We start from the raw sequence: 20,856 nt of genomic DNA, 5'->3' as shown, positions 1-20,856 counted from the left end.
CCACCCACTTGTGGCTTTATGGACGGTCGAGCTTCCGGAATGCGTTGAAATGCCGCAGCGCATTCTGGAAGTGGCCCAACTCCTGATGCAAACGCGCTGCGTTGTAGTGGGCATCGGCATCATCAGGCGCAAGTTCGATGCATCGTTCATATGCCGCCAGAGCTGACTGCAGGGCGCCGACATCCTCGCGTGCAACCCCCAGGTTGAAATGCAACTGCGGCGCGTTCGGAAGCACTGACAATGCCCCTTCATAGAGCCTGATGGCTTCGTCGAAGCGTTCTTGGTCTGCCAACATGCACCCAAGGTTCAGGTAGGCGTTCAGCATTCCTGGCGAGATCTCTAAGGCGCGTCGGTACGCCGCTTCAGCCGCATCCGCGTCGACAGGTTCAAGTGCATAGCCTCGCGCAAAGGCTTCCTCGGCGGTCGCTTGGTTGGCACGCGTTCGCGTTAGATCAACGACTCGCACATCGGCTTCATCCGGTCCGAACTCGATCAGACGTTGGCCGCTCTCGACAAGCCACGCGCCGTGCCGGTCCCATGCCGATATTTTTCCGCTGCTTGCGGAGATTCGCAGCGCCGATAGGTGCCGGTTCGGTGTGAGCCGTTCGAGACGACGCAGCGCCCGCAGAATCCGTGCGGGCGCAACGCTCGATCTGTGCAGAGATTCGGCGGTGCGAATCAGAACCACGTCCTGGAAAGAGAAGACGTACTGACCGCGTGGGCCTCGTGCAGGAGTGACCAGGCCGGCCGCTACCAGACTGGAGATCAGCCGGCGCGAAGCGCCCAGGCGCGTCTCCAAATCGCGCGTGGTCAGCCCTTCGCCGTGGTTCATGCCGACTTTTTGGTGTTGCGTCGGATCGGGGTCGGCTCAGAAGGCGCTGTGCCCCGCTTACCGGCTCTGCGGGAAGGTGACGGCTCGGCGGCCTTCGCTCTGCCCGCGGGCGCTCCCTTCTTGGACAGACTCGCGCGAAGTGCATCCATCAGATCGATGACCTGCCCGCCAGCGGTGACTTCAACCGGTTCGGGCGATACGATTTGCTTGCCGGCGATCTTCGCGTCGATGGCGGCGAGAATCCTGACTTTCTCCTCGTCCTTGTACTGGGCCGGATCGTATTGGCCTTCCGAGGCTTGCTCAATAAGCTGCATCGCCAACTTTAGCTCCGCATCTGAGACTGCCACTTCCTCGATATGCAGTTCGGCGATGTTGCGGACTTCATCCGCGAACAACAGTTGCTGGAACACCAGGCCGCCCTCGACCGGTCGGATCTGCACGATATGCGATTTGCCTTTCGAGGCCCACTTCGCAATGGCACAGCGACCGGTCTTCGACATGGCCTCGCGTAGAAGGCTGTACGGCTTACCGCCGCGCTTATCTGGAGCGATGAAGTACGCCTTGTCGTAATACAGAGGATCCACACTGTGCTCGGGAATGAACGCAACGATATCGACCATGTGGCTGGCGCTCTCTTCCAAGGCTTTGAGTTCATCGGGGGAGAACGTCACGAAGCGATCTTTCTCAAACTCGTAGCCCTTCACCATGTCTGCACGCTCGACAACCTTTTGGGTCTGCTCGGAAACGTACTGTTGTTTCAGCCGCGCGCCGTCTTTGCTCAGTAAGTTAAAGCGCACGGCAGAACTTGTCTCGGTGGCGGTGTAGAGCTTGACGGGGATGGACACCAGGCCGAACGACAGGGACAAAGAGGCGAGAGATCGTGCAGGCATTGGATACTCCACAGTACAGATGCGCCAGCATTCAGCTTAATCGTTCGATGGCGGCGGTCAAACTTTGGCGTGCCTCCCAGTAAGACTGCCAGGGATCCGCCACTTGGAAACTGAGGTATTCCCGGGCGTCGCGGATAGTCCACTGAGCGCCACTTTTCAGCTTGGTAAGCTGCTCCCAGGACACCGGCATGGAGACACCGAGCCCTGGCCGCGCTCGAGCCGAGAACGCGGCTGCGGTGGTTTGCGAGAAGCCGTTGCGCAGATAATCCACGAAAATCCGCCCCTTGCGGTTGGCCGCCCCAGAGCGGGCGGTGAAGCGCTGGGGCAGGGTGACCGCCAAGTGCTTGACGGCGGCCCGCGAAAACGCCTTCACTTCATCGTAGGAACGCTGCGGCGCCAGTGGCACGGCGACGTGCAGCCCCTTGCCGCCGCTCGTTTTCAACCAGGACTGCAGCCCCAGTTCATCCAGCAGCGTGCGCACCAGCATGGCGGCTTCGACCATCGTCTCCCATGCAATCCCTTCGCCAGGATCGAGGTCGAAAATGACTCGGTCGGGACACGCTATGTGGCGGGCCGTCGAATTCCACGTATGAAACTCAACCGCATTCATCTGGGCAGCGGCGACGATTGCTTCTGCCGAATCAGCAGTGAGTAATGCGGCATGGCCGGGCCAAAGGGATTGAGGTTGCTCGGTGAGGCCGGGCATCGCCGTTTCCGCGTGCTTCTGAAAGAACGTCGGCGCATCAATGCCATCCGGTGCGCGCACCAAGGATAGCGGCCGATCTTTGAGGTGGGGCAGCATCCGCTCCGCCACGCTCTCGTAGTAGCGAACCAGCTCGACCTTCGTGATACCTGTGGATTTGTCGATGACACGGTCCGGATTGGTGACCTTGATGGCCCTCACGCCGTGCGGCGTCACGGTAGTCTGGATAGCCTCTCGCCGGATCGACTTAGCAGGATGATCGGCGCGCAGGCCTTTGAACGAGGCTTGACGCACCTGGCCTTCAGAGGTCCACTCGGAAAACTCGACTTCTGCAACGAGGGTGGGTTTTACCCAACGCACAGCGGCTTCTCGACCTCCACCCCATCGCCGGCTGGAACGCGCCTCCGTCGAAAAGGGACTTCGCTCACTTTCCAAGGCAGCCAAGCGCCTCCTGAGCTCTGTCGCCGTCGCGCTGTCCCAGCCGGTTCCAACGCCGCCGACGTAACGGAGTTCCCCGTCCGCATACACGCCAAGCAATAGCTTGCCTACCTCGGCTACTGCACCACTGCGGTCCGAGAACCCGCCAATCACAAACTCCTGACGCAGTTTGCATTTGGCCTTCAGCCACGTCTGCGTGCGCGCGGAAACATAGGAGGCGTCCGCCAGCTTGAACATCAAGCCTTCGAGACCGAGCTGGCAGGCTGCCTGGAACATCTGCGCCGGGGGGGCATCGAAGGCCTCGCTAAAGCGCACGCGTTCGGAGCGATCTCCGACAAGCTCCGCCAGCTTAGCCCGGCGTTGCACCAGCGGCAAGCCGCGCAGGTCGCGCCCTTCCCAGTAAGGCAGGTCGAAGGCGAAGTAGACAATGGCGTCGCTGCGATGCCCGTCGATGGCGTTCTGCAAGGCATTGAAATCTGGCATGCCATCGCGCAGCACGACAATCTCGCCATCCAGCCAGCCTTCCGAGAGGTCTAGCTTCTCGATCTCCGCCGCCAGGGATCCCAGCTTGCGCGTCCAGTCATGGCGATTACGAGTAAAAAGCGCCACTCGGGCATTCTCGATTCTGGCCAAGATTCTGTAGCCATCGAACTTGGTTTCGATGACCCACCCGGTACCAGTCGGAAGTGCGGGTGCCGGGTTCGCAAGCTGTGGCCCGAGTTTAGCCGGCAACGGGGCGAGCGGGGCGTCCGTGATGGCGGTATCGGAAGCCATTTCGGTTGAGCCCTGCGACGCCTGAGTCAGCGTACCCAGTGGCTTTGCGATGACGCTATCCGGCAAAGCTGCCAACACGTCGAACTCTGCCAGTGGTCGCGCCAGGATCCACTGTTCTGATTGGTCACCGGGCTTGGCGATGCGTACCAGTTCCCAACGGCCTGCCAGCTTTTCTCCATACAGGTCGAAGAGCAACTTGCCTGCGGCCATACCTTCACGCGGATCGCCGATTGGCTCCCACGCGCCACGATCCCAGACGATCACCGAGCCGGCGCCATACTGTTTGGCCGGGATCTCTCCCTCAAAATTGGCATAGTCGAGCGGGTGGTCCTCCACATGGACCGCGATGCGCTTTTCGCTGGGATCGTAGCTAGGGCCCTTGGGCACTGCCCAACTGAGCAGCGCACCATCGAGTTCAAGCCGGAAGTCGTAGTGCAGCCGCCGTGCCCAATGCTTCTGGACCACGAAACGTAACGGATTGGCCTGTTGGAGCCGCTGTCGTGTTCCCGCCGGCTCTGAAGTGACGCTGAAGTTGCGCTTCTTCCGATAGCGGTCGAGGTTGGGCAGTCGCTCTGCAGTGCGAGCTCTAGCCTTTGACGTCCCTGGGGTCGTTGCCATAGGCGTTTCGCATCCGGATCGCTACTTGGACGATCAGCTCGGGCTGCAGTCTTTTTGCCAGCGTCGTCCCGGAGCTGATCGCTGCGTCCTTGTCGAATGTGGGAGTGTCCTCTGCGCCACCTCCACATGAACAATTGACATGTCGGCTCCTCGGGTTGCCATATTGCTGCAGTCTAGGCCGCTATCTCAATGCGATGTAGAAGGCAGCGTCTGACAGGTATGCTCGGAAGGCCTGCCGTGCAACCGGCGTGCTCACCCATTTTCAAGAAGGGGGTGCCCCTGCAGGGTCAGGCCGGCGCCACTAGAATGGCTTCTTCGGCCATAACGCCACGGTGACAGCGATGTGCTATTCCGCGCAGATTCACGCCAGCTATCGAAAGTACGTTCGGGAATTCGGGGCCTCCGTCAGTTTTGAGCATTTTGTCGAGCTTTTCTGGGAGAAGCGCAGAGACGGCGGCTGGTCCAAACTGCCTAAGGCAATGCGTGCCGCATTCCTTTCCGCCGCCAGCGAAAAGGAGCGCGCTGTCGCCGACCTTGTGGCGGCGGGTGACAAAGATCAGGCGAGAGCGTTGGAAACGGAGCTGTTCCAGCAGAAGACCCGGCTGACGGCCGCGGAGCGCGCATTGGCAGCCAAGCCGACGAAGAAGGCGGAGAACGATCAGCGCATCGCGACTGACAAGATCGCGAGGGCACAGCGCAATCTTGCCGACCTGCAGCGAGCCGATTTGATGGATCGGGACTCGCGTATTTTCCCGGGGCATTACGCGCCTGTGATGGTGGTGCAGGACGGCCAGCGGGTTGTGATTCCGATGCGCTATCAGTGCAGGCTGCCAGGGTGGACGCCGGCGATGGAGCGCCAGAAACTTGGTTCATACAATGCAAGACGCGACAATTTGAAGAAGGCATGGCGACAGCTATATGGCTATAAACACGGCATCATGATCGTCAATGCTTTCTACGAAGATGTCGCACGGCATCGGATGGAGCAGCGAGAGCTGGCGCCTGGCGAGCCGGAAGAGAACGTAGTTTTGGAGTTCAGGCCCGAGCCGCGGCAGGACATGCTGGTGGCGTGTCTATGGTCGTTCAGCAAAAGAGGAGAGGGCGAGGCCGATCTCTATTCCTTCGCTGCCATTACCGACGAGCCGCCCGCTGAGGTGTCGGCCGCAGGGCATGATCGTTGTATCGTGCCAGTCAAGCCCGAGCATGTGGAACCCTGGTTAAATCCCGGCGCGAAGAACTTGGCTGCGCTCGATGCAATCCTGGACGACCGAAACCAGCCCTACTACGAGCACCAGCTGGCAGCGTAGGGAACGAAGGGTCCCGATTCCATGTCGTAGAATCTCGCACTTCCTGCACTGCGCAACTCAGGGTCATTGATGCGTGTTGGCCGACCGATACCTGCTCCTCCTCAGCCCCTCTGCGATTACTGCGGCGGGAAGGCGGTTCTTGCCCGCGTGGGAGAAGAGGCATACCCCTATTTGGAGGACCACGGGCCTGTGTGGATCTGCTCCCCGTGCCAGGCGTGGATCGGCGTGCGTGCGCGAAGCAAGCAACACACCCCGCTTGGAAGGTTGGCCGACGCGGCATTACGCGAAAAGAAGAGCCGACTGCACGATGCCCTCGAGCCTTTGGTCACGGCGAAGATGCGGCGCGACGGTGTCAACGCCTTTGAGGCGCGGGGCAAGGCAATGAAGTGGCTGATTGCATCGCTCCACATTCCAGTCGACAGCCCCAGCCTCCATGCCCTTTCGCTTGATCAGTGCGAACAGGCAATCCAATTCATCGCCGAGTTCCAGGCCTCACGTGGGCGAGAGCCTTCCTGATGAGGGCAACGAGAATACCGTTAGCAGAAATTCCTGCTCGCGGTGTCCAGGGATCCAAGCATGGGCGACAAGTCGACAAAGCGTTGCGCGATCAGGTGTCGCACCTCGCCTTCGCATTGCCACTGGCCATAGACACCGAGCAGGGAGGCAGTCAATACCTCGCGTCGGTACTTCTCCATCACGGACGGCCAGACGATGACGCTGACGGTGCCAGTCTCGTCCTCCAGCGACAAGAACACCACCCCGTTAGCCGTGCTCGGGCGCTGCCGTACGGTCACGATTCCGCAGGCACGGGCAATCTGCCGCGTCGCATAGGTGGCAAGCACATCGGCGGGCACAAAGCGCAACGCGGCAAGCTTGTGGCGGAGCAGGGCAAGCGGGTGGCGGTTCAGCGTGAGGCCGAGCGAGCGATAGTCGCTGACGATCTCCTCGCCTTCCGTTGGCTGTGGGAGTTCGGGTGTTGGCTCGTCCAGATCCGCGGGCCGCAGCAGATCCTTGTCAGGGATTGCTGCGGCCGCCTGCCACATCGCCTGACGCCGACTACCGGTAAGGCCAATCAACGCATTGCCAGCGGCCAGTACATTGACATCGTGCCGGTCTAGCGACGCTCTGCGAGCGAGATCCTTGACGGAGGCGAAGGGCCGGAGTGCGCGTGTCGTTTCGATGCGTTCGGCCGCTTCGCGGCGCATGCCCCTCAGCTGCGAGAGGCCCAGGCGTACGGCCAGCACCGAGCCTTCGTGACTTTCCAGGCTGGCGTCCCAGCCACTCACTGTCACATCAGCAGGAAGAACCGTGACGCCATGGCGCTTTGCGTCCTGCACCAGCTGGGATGGCGTGTAGAAGCCCATCGGCTGGCTATTCAGCATGGCGCAGAGGAAGGCGGCAGGCTCGTGGCACTTGAGCCAGGCACTCGCGTAGACGAGAAGTGCGAAACTTGCTGCATGGCTTTCCGGAAAGCCGTACTCGCCAAAGCCCTGGATCTGCCGGAAGATGCTCTCCGCGAACTCCGGATCGTAGCCGCGCTCGAGCATGCCCGTCACAATGCGTTCGTGGTATCGCTCCAAGCCACCTTTTCGCTTCCAGGCCGCCATGGCGCGACGCAGTTGATCCGCTTCCCCAGCGGTGAAGCCGGCCGCCAGCATCGCCACCTGCATCACCTGTTCCTGGAAGATCGGCACACCAAGTGTCCGGGACAGGGCTTGCTCCATCTCCAGACTCGGATAGCTGACCGGCTCCAACCCCTGCCGCCGGCGCAGGTAGGGATGCACCATGCCCCCTTGCACCGGCCCCGGCCGCACGATCGCCACTTCGATGACGAGGTCATAGAACGTGCGCGGCCGCAGGCGCGGCAGCATCGACATCTGGGCCCGGGACTCGATCTGGAATACCCCAACGGTGTCGGCCTTGCAGATCATGTCGTAGGTGGCGGGATCCTCGGCGGGAATGTCCTGCAGCTCAAAGGCCTCGCCACGCTGCCGCGCCACCAGGTCCAACGCACGGCGAATTGCAGACAGCATGCCCAGCGCCAGCACGTCCACCTTGAGCAGGCCCAGGGCGTCGAGATCATCCTTGTCCCACTGAATCACGCTGCGGTCTGCCATGGCGGCGTTCTCGATCGGTACCAGGCGGGACAGCTTGCCGCGGGACAGCACAAAGCCGCCGGTGTGCTGCGACAGGTGCCGCGGGAAGCCGAGCAGGGCCACGGCCATGCTGGCCCACCGTTGGGACAACTCCGCGTCCGGGTCCACGCCGCTCTCGTTGAAGCGCTTGAGCAAATCACCCTTGCTATCGAACCAGTGGTGGGACTTGGCCACCATGTCGACAATCGCCGGATCGATGCCCAGGGCCTTGCCGGTATCGCGCAGCGCGCTCCTCGGGCGATAGGTGAACACGGCGGCGGTCAAGGCGGCGCGCTCGCGCCCATACTTGCGGTACAGGTACTGGATCACCTCCTCGCGCCGCTGGTGCTCAAAATCGACATCGATGTCGGGCGGCTCGCCGCGCTCCCTGGAGATGAAGCGCTCAAACAGCAGGTTGCCCCGCGCTGGGTCGACCTCGGTGATGCCCAGGCAGTAGCAAACGGCCGAGTTGGCCGCGGAGCCCCGACCCTGGCACAGAATGCCGTTAGAACGCGCGAATCGCACGATGTCAAAAACCGTCAAAAAATAAAACTCGTACGACATCTCGCGGATGAGGGCGAGCTCATGCTCGATCTGCTGCTGAACGGCGAGCGGGATGCCTTGCGGAAAGCGGCGGTGCGCACCGACAAAGGTCTCCGAGCGCAGGTATTCCGCTGGCGTGACGCCGTCCGGCACCAGTTCGTCGGGATATTCGTAGCGCAGCTCGTCCAGCGAGAATTGGCACAAGTTGGCGATGTGTACCGATTCGGTGAGGTAGCGATGGGGGTAGATGTTCGCCAGACGCAGCCGCGAGCGCAGGTGCTGCTCGGCATTCGGTGTCAGGTGGTAGCCGCACGCCGACACCGGGCGCCCGACCCGGACCGCGGTCAGCACGTCGTGCAAGGGCTTGCGCGAGCGCACGTGCAGGTTGACCTGGCCGGTGGCGACGATGCGCAGGTGGTGCCGCGCCGCGGCCGCTTCGACGGTGCCGCGGTGGATGTCATCCATCGGCCGATAGAGCAGACTCAATCCCATCCAGGCCCGCCCGGCGAACGTGGCGCTGACCCAGGCGGCCTGGGCGTCGAGCTTCTCGGCCGGAGTGTCGTAGTCCGGCGTGAAGACCACCAGACAGTCCGGCAGACCTTTCAAATGTTGTTGCGGAGCTTCTGGCATGGCCAGGTCCCGCGGCGTCAGCACGTACGAGCCCTTGCCGGCCCGCATGCGCCCAAGCGTGATCAGCTCGCACAGGTTGCCGTAACCCTCCCGGTTGCGGGCCAGCGCCACGAAGGACAGGGCAGGCGACCCATCGGCATTCTGCAGGCGAAACGACGCGCCCACGACCAGCCGAACGCCAGCCTTCTTGGCCTCGATGTGCGCCCGCACGATGCCGGCCAGCGAGCATTCATCGGTGATGGCCAGTGCGTGATAGCCCAGTTGCGCGGCGCGCTCGGCAAGCTCTTCGGGACGCGAGGCGCCTGATAAGAAGGTGAAATTGGACAGGCAGTGCAGCTCCGCATAAGCGGGCAGGCCTGGGTCGGTGATCTCTGGCATCCCGTCATCCGAAGAGGCCGTGCAGGTACCAGCGCGCCGCATCGCCCTCGCGGCTGCCCATGCGTTCCTGGAAGATCCAGTAGCAGGTGTGGTCATGCGCCTCGGCCACGTAGTAGTCGCGCGTCAACAGCTCGCCGCCCCACCAGCCCGCTTCGATGCGCTCGGGCGGTGACACGAGATGCAGTGGTGAGCCGTAGAACGGCCGGTGGTCGCGCTCGAGCAGCGGGACGGGCTTACCGAGCAGCCAGGTCGGGCGGGGCAGGGCCGCCGGCAGCGGCGACCGCCCGGGCTTCTCGGTCGCCGGTTGCCAGCCGTTGGCAACCTCGGGCCGGTAGTCGGCCTGCAGGCAGGGCTGGCGCACGTGGTCGGCGCCCAGACGCGCGACCAGCAGTTCCAGCAAGCGCGCATGGTCGGCGGGCGTGCCGCCGGGCTCGGGGAAGAGCAATCCGCTGGGCGGCGCCACCGGCTCGGTCTCGAGCGCGGACACCGCCACGGCGATCATCGGGGCTTCAACGGTGAGGCGTGCCAGCCGCTCCTTCACCAGGCGAACCAGATGCTCTTCATGCCAGTTGGGTTCCGCGAGCGCGATCTCGAGCTTGGTGGGTGCGACCGCGGCGCGGCCGCGCTCGTGGCGCAGTTCGACGCCAAAGCGGCGGATCGCCAGGTGCCGGGCGGTCAGCCAGCCCACCATCTGCACCAGCAGGCCGCGGGCATAGGCCAGGGCCGCCTCGGCGTTCTCCAAACGGTCCGGCAGGTCCACCGCGGCATCGAAGGCGGGCGGCGCCTCGGCCCAGGTGAATATTTCCGGGGCTTCGCCGTGGGCCCGGTCCAGCGCCGCGACAATGTCGCCCCCGCATCGTCGCTGCAGGCCGGCGCGTGGCAGCCGGCGCAGATCGCCCAGGGTGCGGCAGCCGAGGCCATCGAGCCATTCGGCGAACGGGCGAGCCTCCGGGAGAACGTGTACCGGCAGGCCAGCGATCCGACGCTGCAGCGAGGGCATCCGAAGCGAGGTGCCGCCCCCGACGCGCGCAAGCAGCCAAGCGCCCTGCGCCGTGGGCGCGCAGCCCACGACTGCACTGAATCCCATCGCTTGTACGGTCGCCCGCATCCGGCCGCGCAGCTTGTGCAGTCCGCCAAAGAGCCGAAGCGTGGTGCTGACGTCGATCAGGACCGCGGCCTCGTCGGCCGCCACCACGTTCGGCGAATACTGCAGCATCGCCATGGTGACCCGCGCCTGCGCCGCTGCCTCGGCGCAGGTGTCCCGCTCGTACAGAATAGTCTGGGGTGCGATGGTCTGCACGCCGCCGCGGCGCATCTGCAGCCTGACGCCGGCGCTGACTGCCAGTGGCGAGGCCAAGTGCACGCGTTCGCGCTCGATGACGGCGACGGCCAGCTCAGTGGACCAGCTCGGCCGGAAGACTTCGAGCGGCAGGCACGGCAGGCGCAGGCAGATCCAGAGGCGCAGCATGGCGGTACAGCAGAATGGGGGAGGGTTCCAGCGTCAGAAGCAATGGCGACTCCTGCTGCGGCCCGCGGCGCTTGACGAACTGGACCCGAACGCCGCCGGCGGCCGGCTCCAACGCCAGTCGCAACGGCGCGGGCGAGGCGTCCCGTGCGCAGGCGCTCGGGCGCACGACGAAGAACAACGTGTCCGACGATTGAGCGGCCAGATGCAGCCGCCGCAGGGCGTCGTTGCGCAGGTGCGACTGCCAGAGGACGAGGACGCCACAGGTTCCGGCGCGCAGCATCTGCTCGGCTGCCCACAGGGCGTCGGCCGTGCGCTCGGCGGCGACCCAGAGCAGTTGCTCCGGCGGGATGCCCCAGTTGGCCAGCGCCAGCGTTTGTGGGGCGTGCGGTGGCGTCAGCAGTGCGATCGGGCGTCCGCAGCGGGCGGCCAGGGCGGGGCGGAGCAGGCGCAGTTCACCGATCCCGGGCTGGCGCTGGAGCAGTTCTGTCAGGCCGCCAATCGGCCAGCCGCCGCCGGGCAATTCGCGGTCCAGCGAGGGATGTCCGGTCGACACGGCGCGCGCTTGTAGCCGCGGGCCAGTTGCGAGGCGAGCCAAAGTGATGGATGGATGGTTTCGGGGGCGACTGTCAGCATGAGGGCTCCTGCTAACAGTCTACTGTATATTTATACAGTGGTCACCTGTACAAAATCGGGTGCCGTTTCCGCGCCAGATGGGAGCGCCGGTGAGTGACAGGGTTTTGAGTCGGGGAGCCATGACTGCAATTATGCCATTGCACAGAATTTGTGCATAATGCTGCATTTACAGAAGCGATATGTGCCACAAACGACACGTTCAAACTCTTGCGCGGCGGCGCTTGTATGTCAGAAAAAAATAGGTTAATTTCTGACTTATGAAAGCGACCACACCATCCGTTCCGGACCAGATCATGAGGCGCGCCCGCGCTGCCGGGCGTGGGGGAGTTTTCACACCCAGTGATTTCCTGGACGTAGGGGGTAGGGCAGCCATTGACCAGGCCCTTTCACGGTTGACGAAAGGCGGAAAGCTCCGTCGTTTGGCACGGGGCCTGTACGACTTTCCCAAAGTTCACCCGAAGCTTGGCCCGCTTTCCCCGGCGCCTGATGACGTGGCGCAGGCGCTTGCGCGGGAGACCGGGTCTCAAGTACAGATCGCCGGCGCACGCGCGGCAAATGTTCTGGGGCTGACCACGCAGGTTCCAGCGAAAACGACTTATCTGACCAACGGCCCCTCTCGCCGTGTCGTGCTCGGCAAGCGCGTCGTCGATCTGCGGCATGCTTCGCCCAAGCATTTGATTGCTCCGGGCAGTGCGGCGGGCACCGTGTTTCAGGCGCTCCGTCATGTGGGGTCCGTGCGTGCAGCGGACGTTGTGCGAGTCGCAGCGAGTCGTCTGTCGGCCAGCGACAAGCGGACGCTCGCATCGACCGCGATCCAGGCGCCCGCCTGGATGCGACCGACCCTCGTATCGATTGCTAACGCGGCAACGGGTGAGATCGATGGATAAAGTCGCCAAGCTGCCGGCGGATGATCGAGCCGCTCTCTTTGGCGAAACTGGCGCCGGTCGAGGGGTCGCCAATACGATCATCGAAAAGGACTTCTGGGTCTGCTGGACGTTAAAGCGACTGTTCGGCCTGCAGCGCCATGACGCTGCGGCCCTCGTCTTCAAAGGCGGAACATCGCTATCCAAGGCGTTCGGCGCCATCCGCCGCTTCTCCGAGGATATCGATCTGTCCTTCGATCGAGCCGACCTCGGCTATACGGGCGACCGCGATCCCGAAATGGAGGGAGTCAGCCGGAAGCAAGCGAACCAGCTCATCAAAGACCTGATAGGCGATGTCGAGGACCATATTGCCCAGAAGCTGCTACCTGCGCTTCGAGCCGCGATCGTCGAGCAACTGGGCGAGCCGACCCAGGGGCGGTGGTCCCTGGAGATCGACCCCGCCGACGCGCAGACGGTGAACTTCCATTACCCGACCGCACTACAGGCCTCCGAATACGAGGGCATGGCTTACATCACCCCGCGGGTAAAGCTCGAGCTTGGCGCACGCGGTGATCCGTGGCCGACCGAGCAGCGAGTGATTCGCCCTTACGCGGCGGAGGACTATCCCAGCTTCTTCGAAGACTCCACCTGTACGGTGACGGTGCTATCCGCACGGCGTACTTTCTGGGAGAAGGCCACTGCATTGCATGCGGAGGCACACCGCCCAATGGAGGCGCCGACACCACAGTATTTTTCGCGACACTATTACGACCTCGCCATGCTGTCCGACACCGAGGAGGGGAAGCAGGCCGCAACCGACTTCGGCCTTCTCACACAAGTCGTGACGCACAAAGCAACGTTCTTTCGGTCGAGCTGGGCCCGTTACGACCTCGCACGGCCCGGCAGCTTACAGCTCATCCCGAACGCGACGCGCATCAAGGACCTGCGCATTGACTACCGGGCGATGGCGCCAATGATGTTCGATGAGAACCCGCCTTCGTTCGAAGATATTCTTGCAAGGGTCGAGAACCTAGAACGAACCATCAACGGCTAGTGACCGCAAAGACCGTCGGCGGGCTTGCTGCCGCGCTAGCTGCTTGTCGTCGATGACCCGCAAAAAAAGAAAGCCCTCGGCGTGGAAATGCCGAGGGCGGAGCGTCTGCTGGCGGGTCGCAACCACCAGCGCAATGATATTGCCATCGGGCGATGCTTCGCTTCCATCCCCCAATGTAGGGGATGCCCACGGCCCGAGCTCTCGCCGTTTACGAGGCGGGTTTTATATCACATCTTGATATGATTCAGCCGTCGCGACGCGTCCGTGCGAGTAGGGGTAATCGTCCTTCTTGTGCAGATTGATACGGTTGGGCTCCAAAAACGCTTGTGATTCAAGAGCTTGCAGAAGAAGCGAGTAAGTGCTCAATAACCCGGGGCAAAGCACGGAATTTATTGGACTGCTCCGCAGGCGCCACTTCGCGCACTTTTCTTAGCACTCCGCGGAACCCGGTGGCAGGAGGGCGTTCTCCAAACTGATCTTCTGAGTGTCATCTCCCACAGTTCAAGCCGATATCCCTCCTGCTGGAGTTGTCTCCTTCCCGACCCCTCTCCGCTGCCATATCTCGAGCGGTTTAGCGAACTGCCGGTGGCACCTAGCGCGATCGCGGCCGGCGGCCACGTCAGCCTGGTATGCCCCAAGCGCGCCTATGCTCAGGACGATGCGTCCACCGGCGGCGTGCACGGCATCGGTGACTCGCTTCCAGCCAGCCACTTGTTCGGCTGACCAGATGCCCGGGATGTCGGCATAGTCAACTCCTTGCGGGGTCACGATATTCTGGCTGTGGGCGGTGTTGGGAACAGAAAAATCCCTCGGCCTGCCAGAATAGACCGAGGGTTTAGAGGTCCCAGGTGGGGACGGGATTCTTTTTTATGATCCCCCTCTAGTCTGCCAGGGGTGATCTGGAGTTTGATTGTGTGAGCTAGCGATCGCAGAATTTGGCGCAAGGAGCCCCCGAAGAACCCTGGGGGCTGGACGTTTTCACATGGCCTTGACCCTCAGTGGGCGGTGAGGTCGCCCTCGCTGGCTGGCCAGCGCAGGTCGCGACCAGGTCACGTAGAGCCCTCCACGCATTCTGGATGGTTAGCCCGACCAGGTAGGCTGCCTCCAGCACCTTGTCCATGTTACGAGATGATGAAATCGCTTTGGATCCGTGGGCTACCTGTGGCCATAAGCGTCTTAGTGTTTCCCCGATTGTCTTATCGAATGTATGCACCAATAATCCTGCCCTCAACCGGCACCCTACGAGCGCAGCGACGCTCCGGGGCCAAGTTCAAAACAACAAGGTAAAAGGGCCCGTGTTTCGATTCGAGTATGGAACGACCAATGTCTACGCGCAGCTTGGCTTTGCGGACGCCGAGGAAATTCCGTTAAAAGCGGAAATCGTGAAGGACATGACGGTATGCATGAGAGCCGCGGGCATTAACTTGTCCGACGCTGCAGCCATGCTCGGGACGCTTCAGTCGGATCTCGCGCTGGTTCTCTGCGGTAAGTTTCAAGACATCGGCGCAGATGAGTTGCGCGGTTGGCTCGCGCGCCTTACCTCCCGGCTGTGGTGATTGCAGCGCCATCACCCAAAAAGAGGGTTGTCCGGTTACGCCGGTATCTAGCCTTCAGTGCCCCAGATAGTCGAATGACACAGAACGGAAAAATCACCGCGCTACTCTGGCGCGGCAGCGTTATTTGTTGGCGCCACGTGCATACGTGGTAGTAGTGATCGAAAGCCGAACACAGAATCGGGACGACTGGAAGAAAGGGGTCAAATTAACTTTGTGAGAGACACGCAGGATGACGAAACGCATTGCATTGGTGACTGGCGGTATGGGCGGTTTGGGGGAGGCCATCAGCCTCAGGCTGCACGACGCCGGCTACGACGTGGTCGTGACTCATACGCCAGGGAACCCGCATGTGCAAAGCTGGCTCGCCACCATGGAAGCTGCCGGCCGCAATTTCTGTGCGTACGCGATGGACGTTGCGGACTATGATGCCTGCCAGGCAACGGTGGCAAAGATTCTTGCCGAGATCGGGCAGGTCGACATCCTGGTGAATAACGCCGGCATTACCCGCGACATGGCCTTCAAGAAGATGGACAAGGTCAACTGGGACGCTGTGATTCGCACCAACCTGGATTCGGTGTTCAACGTGACCAAGCCTCTGTGCGAAGGCATGGTGGAGCGGGGCTGGGGGCGCATCATCAATATCTCGTCCATCAATGGTTCGAAGGGTGCGTTCGGGCAAACGAACTATGCGGCCGCGAAGGCGGGTATGCACGGGTTCACGAAGTCGCTCGCGCTGGAGGTGGCTCGCAAGGGGGTGACGGTCAACACGATCTCTCCGGGTTACCTGGCGACCAAGATGGTCACCGCTGTGCCGCAGGAGGTCATGGATACCAAGATCCTGCCTCAGATTCCGGTGGGGCGCCTTGGCAAGCCCGAGGAAGTGGCAGCCCTGGTTGCCTATCTGTGCTCCGAGGATGCGGCCTACGTGACCGGATCCAACATTGCGATCAACGGCGGGCAGCACATGCAATAACCGAGGGGGGCGGGACATGGTTCATTAGCGACACCGTGCCCCCCTTATTTTGCGACATCATTCACCATCGGAGAGCAGCGTGATCCTTACTCAAGAACAAATTTTGGCGGTACATCAATCCAACCTCGAATCCCTGTGCAGCCTGACATCCAAGGCCATCGAAGGCTATGAGAAGCTCGTTGAGCTGAATATGCAGGTTGCGAAAGCGGCTCTGACGGAAAATCTGGACGGCGTTAGGCGCGCGCTCTCTGCCAAAGAGCCGCGGGAATTTCTCGAGGTTCACGTGTCGCTGGTGCAGCCGGCTGGCGAGAAGGCCATGGCATACGCCCGCCAAGTCTATGAGATCACATTGGAAACACAGAAAGAGCTCGCCAAAGTGGCAAAGGCCATGCTGACTGAGGGCTCACAGAAACTGCGAGAGAGTGTCGACAACCTCGCCAAGAATGCGCCGGCCGGCACGGAATCGGCCGTGGCGATCGTGAAGTCGGCTATTGCTGCCGCCGACAATGCCTATGAGTCGGTGGAGAAGGCCGCGACGCAGGCCGTGGTAATTGCTGAATCCAATATCCAGGCCGTCGCCACTGTGGCAACGAATGCCGCACAGCAGGTCGGCGTGACGGCTCGTGCCGCCTCGAAGAAGACTTCGGCTTCCGTCTGATCCCGCTGCAGCGATCCTCTGAAGCCCGGCCTGCCCTCGGCCGGGCTGCTTCTTCTTGCCGAGGCGCGTGGAGCCGGTGCAGCACCGGGTGGGGCTCCCATCGCCTCTTGCTTATCCACTGTAATTTCGCCATGGCGCCATACCTGCGCAACGCCGTCCGAGCACTCGGCGTCGGCGCCATCATTGTGATCATCGCCGCTGTCTCACGGCAAGTCTATCTGCGAGTCGCCGCGGAACCTGACGGCGCGGATGAGGAACCCGCGGCGATGATGTTGATCCGCTGCGAGACGATGCATCACCGCCTGCAGAATCGGCACAGTCCCGCGGACGCGGCGGATGCTGACGAGCCGCCACGCGCTCGTTGCAGGGAGTCTTGAGTCGGAGAGCGTCCGATCAGTCCAGCAGTTCACGCTGCTTGCGTGAAGCTGCCGGGCTGTCCACAGCAAAGCGCCGAGGCAATTAGGCATGGTTCGTCCCCGCTTTGTCGACCTGGACACGCGACAGAGGCAGATGAGCGGTACCCAATCCGTAATTTCACGTTCATGAAATTATCTCGTCAAGCGGCATCGCCGCCTCCGAAAGGCTTTTCGCGACAATCCGGCCACTGACACCGGCGCATTTAAGCGGCCGAAATCGGCAACGTGGCCGACGTTGGCATGGCTGCCAACTGGGCAAGCGACGACATTGACTCGTAGCCGCATCAAGAGCAATCGAACAGCGCCATGAAGCCGAAGTCCATGTGCAACTGCATATGGCAGTGGAAAAAAGAAAGACCAGATTGGTCGGCGGTGAAATCCACCTCCATGGTCTGGTAGCTGCCAAGCATTGCAACATCCTTGATGATTCCCGCTGTCGGCTGTCCCGCCACGCTGACGATTTCGAAGCTATGGCGATGCAGATGCATCGGGTGTATGTCGTCGCTGGCGTTATGCATCCACAGTCTGTCGCGCCTTCCACGCTGAAGGTAAAACATTGGCTTCATCGCATGCATGTCAAATGCAACGTCATTGATTGTCCAACGATTGAAGCCATGGTCTGCAGCGTTCTGCTTCGCGAACGTCATCTCGATTGTCTCATTGGGCGCGCTGGTTGTCCGTCTGGGCAGCGCAAAGCGGCGGTAGTCCCAATGGAATGGCTTGGGCTTGACCCAACGCCGTTTGCCGCGGTGCCCTGCGTATTCTACGACGATGCCCATACCCCGTGAGCGATCGTCATCGTCGAGATCACCCATTACCCAAACGCCAGGCTGCTTCATGTCGACGATTGCACTGATCCGCTCAGCCGTTCCAAGCCAGAGAACGGGCACCTCGGCTGGGCGAGGAACGGGATTGCCGTCTAGCGCGATCACCTTGAATGTGTGGCCCGGTAATACCAGGCTGCGGTTCTCGGTAGCGCTGCCGTTGAGTATGTGGAACAAAACCCGTTCTCCGGCCCTGACCCGGATCGGGTCGCCATGTCCCAGGGCGCGGCCGTTGATGGCAGAGCTGCGGTAGCTCACCTCGTAGCCTTTCGGCTGCCCCTGCTTCAACGATGCCTGCATTGACGACTCGCCGCGCTCCCCGGCTCGCTCCTGGGATCGATATACACGGGCCCTACGAGACCCGTGTATTGCCCATTTGCGAGATCTGCGCCCGCGACCACATGCGTGTGAAAGCCACTGGGGCCCGGGACGAATGACAGTCGTCGCATGCCGCCGGCAGGGATGTACGGGGTCCCTTCCTCGGCGGCACAGTCGACATCCACAGGCAAAAATTGCCCATGCCAATGCAACTGCTCCGGCGTCTCCGTGTCGTTGTAGACATCGACCGTTACCGACTGACCTTGCTTGAAGCGAAGCAGCGGACCAGGAAATTGACCGTTATAGGTCTTCGTCGAAACAATGTTGTCGGGGGCCAGTTCGACTAGGCTGCGACCGATCCGCAGTTCATAATCGGCCTTGTCCGAGCCCGATGCGGCGGCGGTGGCTGCGGCGGGCGGCGCGGCGCCATGGGCGACGCCGGCGACAGCCTTGCCCAGGGCAGCCGCGCTGCTCAGCCTGAGAAATCCACGACGATCCATCGGCATACGGCCTCCTTCAAGGCGATCGCCTTGCGCCTGGTGGCGCTGCCGTATTGGATGAGAGCACGATCAGCCAATCCCGCCGGCACAATGGCTACGCCGGAGTGGCTAGGATGATGGCGTATCTCTAATGCAGCAGCCCTTGTGCAATACCGGCAAGCGCGCACACGACAACGACCGCGAGCGGTGGGATCTTCCAGCGAACCAGCAGGAAGAAGCAGACCGTGGCAATCGCGAAATCCAGTTGAGAGAGTATCGCGCTGGTCCAGACCGGCGAATACAGTGCGGCCGCAAGCAGTCCGACTACCGCTGCATTGACCCCGCTGAGCAAAGCAACCATGGAGGAACGTGCCCGCAGTGCCTGCCAGTACGGCAACGCTGCAACTACGAGCAAGAAGCCCGGCAAAAAGATCCCCAGCGTCGCCAGGGCAGCACCCGCCCAGTGATTGGGTGCTCCCGCCAGCATCCAGCCGAGGAATCCAGCGAACGTGAACAGCGGGCCAGGCACGGCTTGTGCGGCACCGTAGCCGGCGAGAAAGTCATTCGGTGTTACCCACCCGGTGGCGAGCGTTTGCTGTTGCAGCAGCGGCAGCACCACGTGGCCGCCGCCGAACACCAGTGCGCCGGAACGGTAGAACGCATCGAAGACCTGAATGGCCCGGCCCGTGTCCGCCGCCAGCAAAGGAAGACCAAAGAGCAGCACGCAGAACAGCGCCAGCGCCATGGCTCCCGTGACACGCGACACGCGAAATTCCTCTGCATGCGCCTGTCGGCTGGCCGCCTGTGCGGTGCGGTCCGGCTGACACAGCAACAGTCCGAACAGGGCCCCCAGGGCGATGACCAGAAGTTGAGCATAGACCGTGGTCAAGACACTGAGCATCGCCAGCGAGGCGAGCGCGATGGCGGCACGTCGGTAGTCCGGGCAGAGGCGCCTGGCCATGTCCCACACGGCCTGAGCCGCTACCGCGACCGCAACCAGCTTCAGGCCATGGATCAGACCTGTGCCGACCGGTCCGCCGAGGCTTGGTGCTATGACGGCAAAGGCCAGCAACAAGAAGACGGAGGGAAGGGTAAATCCACACCAAGCGGCAAGTGCGCCGAGCCAGCCAGCCCGGAGTAGCCCGATTGAAAACCCGACCTGGCTGCTGGCAGGCCCCGGCAGAAACTGGCACAGTCCGACGAGATCGGTGAATGCCTCATCATCAAGCCAGCGGCGGCGTTCAACAAACTCCCGTCGAAAGTATCCAATGTGCGCGACCGGGCCACCGAATGACGTTAAGCCCAGCTTAAGAAAGACTGCAAGAACTTCAACGGCAGCGCTGGGGCGTATGACCGTTGTTATGCCTTTGGATTCCATGGACGGGCGACTCTGATGTGAACGGCTACTTCTGCCTTAGTTGTGTTCTTGGTCCTCGAACAGCTCACCAAAAAGTTCTCGGACCTTGACCTTGCCAGCTGACAACGCTCGTCGCCCGACAGCGGTAATGCGATAGACACGACGACCACTTCGGCCATCGCGTTCCATTGTTGACTTCAAGTAACCCTTTTTCTCCAATCCGTGCAGGAGCGGATACAGGGTGCCCGGACTCAGCTTGTAGCCGTGCCTTGTGAGCTCCTCCATCATGGCCAAGCCATAGATGGGCTCACGCGCTGCATGGTGCAGAACATGGAGGCGAATCAAGCCTGCGTAGAGGTCTCGGACGTCCGAGGCGGTCCTAGGCATCCGAGCGATATCGAATTTCGATTATGAACGCAATCATACGCTTCTTTTATGACACTTCACCGGCCAGCCAGGTTACGGACGAGTAGCCGATGTCAGCGTGAACCCGACATCGATTGCCGACCGCCTGGCGTAGAACGAAGTCATGGAGTTGTCTGAAACTGAAGTTACTTTAGGAGCACCGAAATGGCAGACCAAAAGCAGTATCCGGACACAGATCCTCGGCATCACGCACTTAAGATCAAGGCAATGCTGAACGACACCCTGCAACATATGCGCATGGATGTCGCGCGGGTCGACGATCCAAAGGCGAAAGCGTTGTTCGAAACGTCCGCGGAAGTGCTGAACGGCTTGGTGGCCGCGTATGAGCACTTTGAACAGCGGAGCGAGCCTGGTTGGCAGTAGCCACCATAAGTCGAAGAAGAACGGCCGCGGACGAGACTGCGACTGAGTTGGCACTCGCGCGCAGCAACGCAGCGGATTATGCGACGCAGAGAAACTGGTCTTTACATCAAAGCGCTAATTCACAAGCATCTGCGATGCGAATTTGCTCCCTTGTGCGCCTCTGCCAGTGGTCTCAGGGCGGCCCTTAAGAGACGCTAGCGTTACTCTGAAGCGGTCCTTC

Annotated in this window: 17 protein-coding genes and 2 pseudogenes; 8 read left to right on the top strand and 11 right to left on the bottom strand. The window is 61.9% G+C overall.

What is annotated here, in order from left to right:
- Positions 1-16 precede the first annotated feature (16 nt).
- The 3 genes from AC1Q7H_RS28400 to ligD are packed head-to-tail and all read right to left on the bottom strand — an operon-like array spanning position 17 to position 4,255.
- Positions 17-832, bottom strand: a complete 816-nt coding sequence (locus tag AC1Q7H_RS28400; protein WP_013954363.1) for a tetratricopeptide repeat protein — start codon at positions 830-832, stop codon at positions 17-19.
- Positions 829-1,722 (bottom strand): non-homologous end joining protein Ku, encoded by an 894-nt coding sequence (ku, locus tag AC1Q7H_RS28395; RefSeq protein WP_492382012.1) that lies wholly within the window; start codon positions 1,720-1,722, stop codon positions 829-831. The genes AC1Q7H_RS28400 and ku overlap by 4 nt, the downstream gene beginning before the upstream one ends.
- A 31-nt stretch (positions 1,723-1,753) precedes the next feature.
- A complete protein-coding gene (gene ligD, locus AC1Q7H_RS28390; protein ID WP_492382011.1) occupies positions 1,754-4,255 on the bottom strand; it encodes a DNA ligase D in 2,502 nt (833 codons plus the stop codon).
- A gap of 341 nt (positions 4,256-4,596) precedes the next feature.
- On the opposite strand from ligD, the gene AC1Q7H_RS28385 reads away from it, so the two are divergent.
- Both AC1Q7H_RS28385 and AC1Q7H_RS28380 read left to right on the top strand, forming a co-directional pair.
- The gene (locus tag AC1Q7H_RS28385; RefSeq protein WP_492382010.1) at positions 4,597-5,562 is read left to right on the top strand and encodes an SOS response-associated peptidase family protein; all 966 of its coding nucleotides are present in this window, start codon (positions 4,597-4,599) and stop codon (positions 5,560-5,562) included.
- A gap of 69 nt (positions 5,563-5,631) precedes the next feature.
- Complete coding sequence (locus AC1Q7H_RS28380) at positions 5,632-6,078, top strand: zinc-finger-containing protein (protein WP_153956437.1); 447 nt, start codon at positions 5,632-5,634, stop codon at positions 6,076-6,078.
- Positions 6,079-6,098: 20 nt separating this feature from the next.
- Here the strand turns inward: AC1Q7H_RS28380 and AC1Q7H_RS28375 are convergent, their stop codons facing one another.
- The 3 genes and pseudogenes from AC1Q7H_RS28375 to imuA all read right to left on the bottom strand — a co-directional run bounded on the left by AC1Q7H_RS28375 (position 6,099) and on the right by imuA (position 11,349).
- Positions 6,099-9,248, bottom strand: a complete 3,150-nt coding sequence (locus tag AC1Q7H_RS28375; protein WP_153956438.1) for an error-prone DNA polymerase — start codon at positions 9,246-9,248, stop codon at positions 6,099-6,101.
- A 4-nt stretch (positions 9,249-9,252) separates the two neighbouring features.
- Complete coding sequence (locus tag AC1Q7H_RS28370) at positions 9,253-10,716, bottom strand: Y-family DNA polymerase (protein ID WP_492382009.1); 1,464 nt, start codon at positions 10,714-10,716, stop codon at positions 9,253-9,255.
- Positions 10,643-11,349: pseudogene (gene imuA / locus AC1Q7H_RS28365) on the bottom strand (translesion DNA synthesis-associated protein ImuA). Before imuA ends, AC1Q7H_RS28370 begins: the two are co-directional and overlap by 74 nt.
- Before the next feature lie 257 nt (positions 11,350-11,606).
- On the opposite strand from imuA, the gene AC1Q7H_RS28360 reads away from it, so the two are divergent.
- On the top strand, positions 11,607-12,236 hold the full coding sequence (locus AC1Q7H_RS28360) for a DUF6088 family protein (protein ID WP_228772720.1): 630 nt from the start codon (positions 11,607-11,609) through the stop codon (positions 12,234-12,236).
- Positions 12,229-13,266: a nucleotidyl transferase AbiEii/AbiGii toxin family protein gene (locus tag AC1Q7H_RS28355; protein ID WP_492382008.1), complete on the top strand. Its 1,038-nt coding sequence runs from the start codon at positions 12,229-12,231 to the stop codon at positions 13,264-13,266. Before AC1Q7H_RS28360 ends, AC1Q7H_RS28355 begins: the two co-directional genes overlap by 8 nt.
- A 633-nt stretch (positions 13,267-13,899) precedes the next feature.
- Here the strand turns inward: AC1Q7H_RS28355 and AC1Q7H_RS28350 are convergent.
- Positions 13,900-14,034: pseudogene (locus AC1Q7H_RS28350) on the bottom strand (oxidoreductase); the annotation flags it as partial.
- A 527-nt stretch (positions 14,035-14,561) separates the two neighbouring features.
- Between AC1Q7H_RS28350 and AC1Q7H_RS28345 the strand changes: the two are divergent.
- From AC1Q7H_RS28345 to AC1Q7H_RS28335, 3 genes are all read left to right on the top strand, one after another.
- Positions 14,562-14,822, top strand: a complete 261-nt coding sequence (locus tag AC1Q7H_RS28345) for an XRE family transcriptional regulator (RefSeq protein ID WP_249678853.1) — start codon at positions 14,562-14,564, stop codon at positions 14,820-14,822.
- Between the two features lie 229 nt (positions 14,823-15,051).
- Positions 15,052-15,795, top strand: a complete 744-nt coding sequence (gene phbB / locus AC1Q7H_RS28340; RefSeq protein WP_492382007.1) for an acetoacetyl-CoA reductase — start codon at positions 15,052-15,054, stop codon at positions 15,793-15,795.
- 79 nt (positions 15,796-15,874) lie between these two features.
- Positions 15,875-16,453 (top strand): phasin family protein, encoded by a 579-nt coding sequence (locus AC1Q7H_RS28335; RefSeq protein ID WP_249678854.1) that lies wholly within the window; start codon positions 15,875-15,877, stop codon positions 16,451-16,453.
- A gap of 700 nt (positions 16,454-17,153) precedes the next feature.
- Here the strand turns inward: AC1Q7H_RS28335 and AC1Q7H_RS28330 are convergent.
- The 4 genes from AC1Q7H_RS28330 to AC1Q7H_RS28315 form a co-directional block, all read right to left on the bottom strand.
- Positions 17,154-17,993 (bottom strand): multicopper oxidase domain-containing protein, encoded by an 840-nt coding sequence (locus AC1Q7H_RS28330; protein ID WP_492382006.1) that lies wholly within the window; start codon positions 17,991-17,993, stop codon positions 17,154-17,156.
- Positions 17,978-18,517, bottom strand: coding sequence for a multicopper oxidase domain-containing protein (locus AC1Q7H_RS28325; RefSeq protein WP_228772723.1), 540 nt, complete (start codon positions 18,515-18,517; stop codon positions 17,978-17,980). The genes AC1Q7H_RS28330 and AC1Q7H_RS28325 overlap by 16 nt, the downstream gene beginning before the upstream one ends.
- A gap of 121 nt (positions 18,518-18,638) precedes the next feature.
- A complete protein-coding gene (gene chrA, locus AC1Q7H_RS28320) occupies positions 18,639-19,868 on the bottom strand; it encodes a chromate efflux transporter (protein WP_492382005.1) in 1,230 nt (409 codons plus the stop codon).
- Positions 19,869-19,904: 36 nt separating this feature from the next.
- On the bottom strand, positions 19,905-20,234 hold the full coding sequence (locus AC1Q7H_RS28315) for a PadR family transcriptional regulator (RefSeq protein WP_153956444.1): 330 nt from the start codon (positions 20,232-20,234) through the stop codon (positions 19,905-19,907).
- Between the two features lie 183 nt (positions 20,235-20,417).
- On the opposite strand from AC1Q7H_RS28315, the gene AC1Q7H_RS28310 reads away from it, so the two are divergent.
- Entirely contained in the window at positions 20,418-20,636 is a 219-nt protein-coding gene (locus tag AC1Q7H_RS28310; RefSeq protein WP_153956445.1) for a hypothetical protein, read from the top strand.
- Positions 20,637-20,856: the final 220 nt, after the last annotated feature.

The sequence above is a fragment of the Cupriavidus sp. GW823-FHT06D04 genome (genome assembly GCF_058795055.1).
This window is presented reverse-complemented; position numbering and strand designations above follow the sequence as displayed.

Bases quoted from the DNA above. Each gene is read 5' to 3' on its own strand.
- AC1Q7H_RS28400 (WP_013954363.1), bottom strand. From the start codon at position 832: ATGAACCACGGCGAAGGGCTGACCACGCGCGATTTGGAGACGCGCCTG.
- ku (WP_492382012.1), bottom strand. From the start codon at position 1,722: ATGCCTGCACGATCTCTCGCCTCTTTGTCCCTGTCGTTCGGCCTGGTG.
- ligD (WP_492382011.1), bottom strand. From the start codon at position 4,255: ATGGCAACGACCCCAGGGACGTCAAAGGCTAGAGCTCGCACTGCAGAG.
- AC1Q7H_RS28385 (WP_492382010.1), top strand. From the start codon at position 4,597: ATGTGCTATTCCGCGCAGATTCACGCCAGCTATCGAAAGTACGTTCGG.
- AC1Q7H_RS28380 (WP_153956437.1), top strand. From the start codon at position 5,632: ATGCGTGTTGGCCGACCGATACCTGCTCCTCCTCAGCCCCTCTGCGAT.
- AC1Q7H_RS28375 (WP_153956438.1), bottom strand. From the start codon at position 9,248: ATGCCAGAGATCACCGACCCAGGCCTGCCCGCTTATGCGGAGCTGCAC.
- AC1Q7H_RS28370 (WP_492382009.1), bottom strand. From the start codon at position 10,716: ATGCTGCGCCTCTGGATCTGCCTGCGCCTGCCGTGCCTGCCGCTCGAA.
- AC1Q7H_RS28360 (WP_228772720.1), top strand. From the start codon at position 11,607: ATGAAAGCGACCACACCATCCGTTCCGGACCAGATCATGAGGCGCGCC.
- AC1Q7H_RS28355 (WP_492382008.1), top strand. From the start codon at position 12,229: ATGGATAAAGTCGCCAAGCTGCCGGCGGATGATCGAGCCGCTCTCTTT.
- phbB (WP_492382007.1), top strand. From the start codon at position 15,052: ATGACGAAACGCATTGCATTGGTGACTGGCGGTATGGGCGGTTTGGGG.
- AC1Q7H_RS28330 (WP_492382006.1), bottom strand. From the start codon at position 17,993: ATGCAGGCATCGTTGAAGCAGGGGCAGCCGAAAGGCTACGAGGTGAGC.
- AC1Q7H_RS28325 (WP_228772723.1), bottom strand. From the start codon at position 18,517: ATGCCGATGGATCGTCGTGGATTTCTCAGGCTGAGCAGCGCGGCTGCC.
- chrA (WP_492382005.1), bottom strand. From the start codon at position 19,868: ATGGAATCCAAAGGCATAACAACGGTCATACGCCCCAGCGCTGCCGTT.
- AC1Q7H_RS28315 (WP_153956444.1), bottom strand. From the start codon at position 20,234: ATGCCTAGGACCGCCTCGGACGTCCGAGACCTCTACGCAGGCTTGATT.
- AC1Q7H_RS28310 (WP_153956445.1), top strand. From the start codon at position 20,418: ATGGCAGACCAAAAGCAGTATCCGGACACAGATCCTCGGCATCACGCA.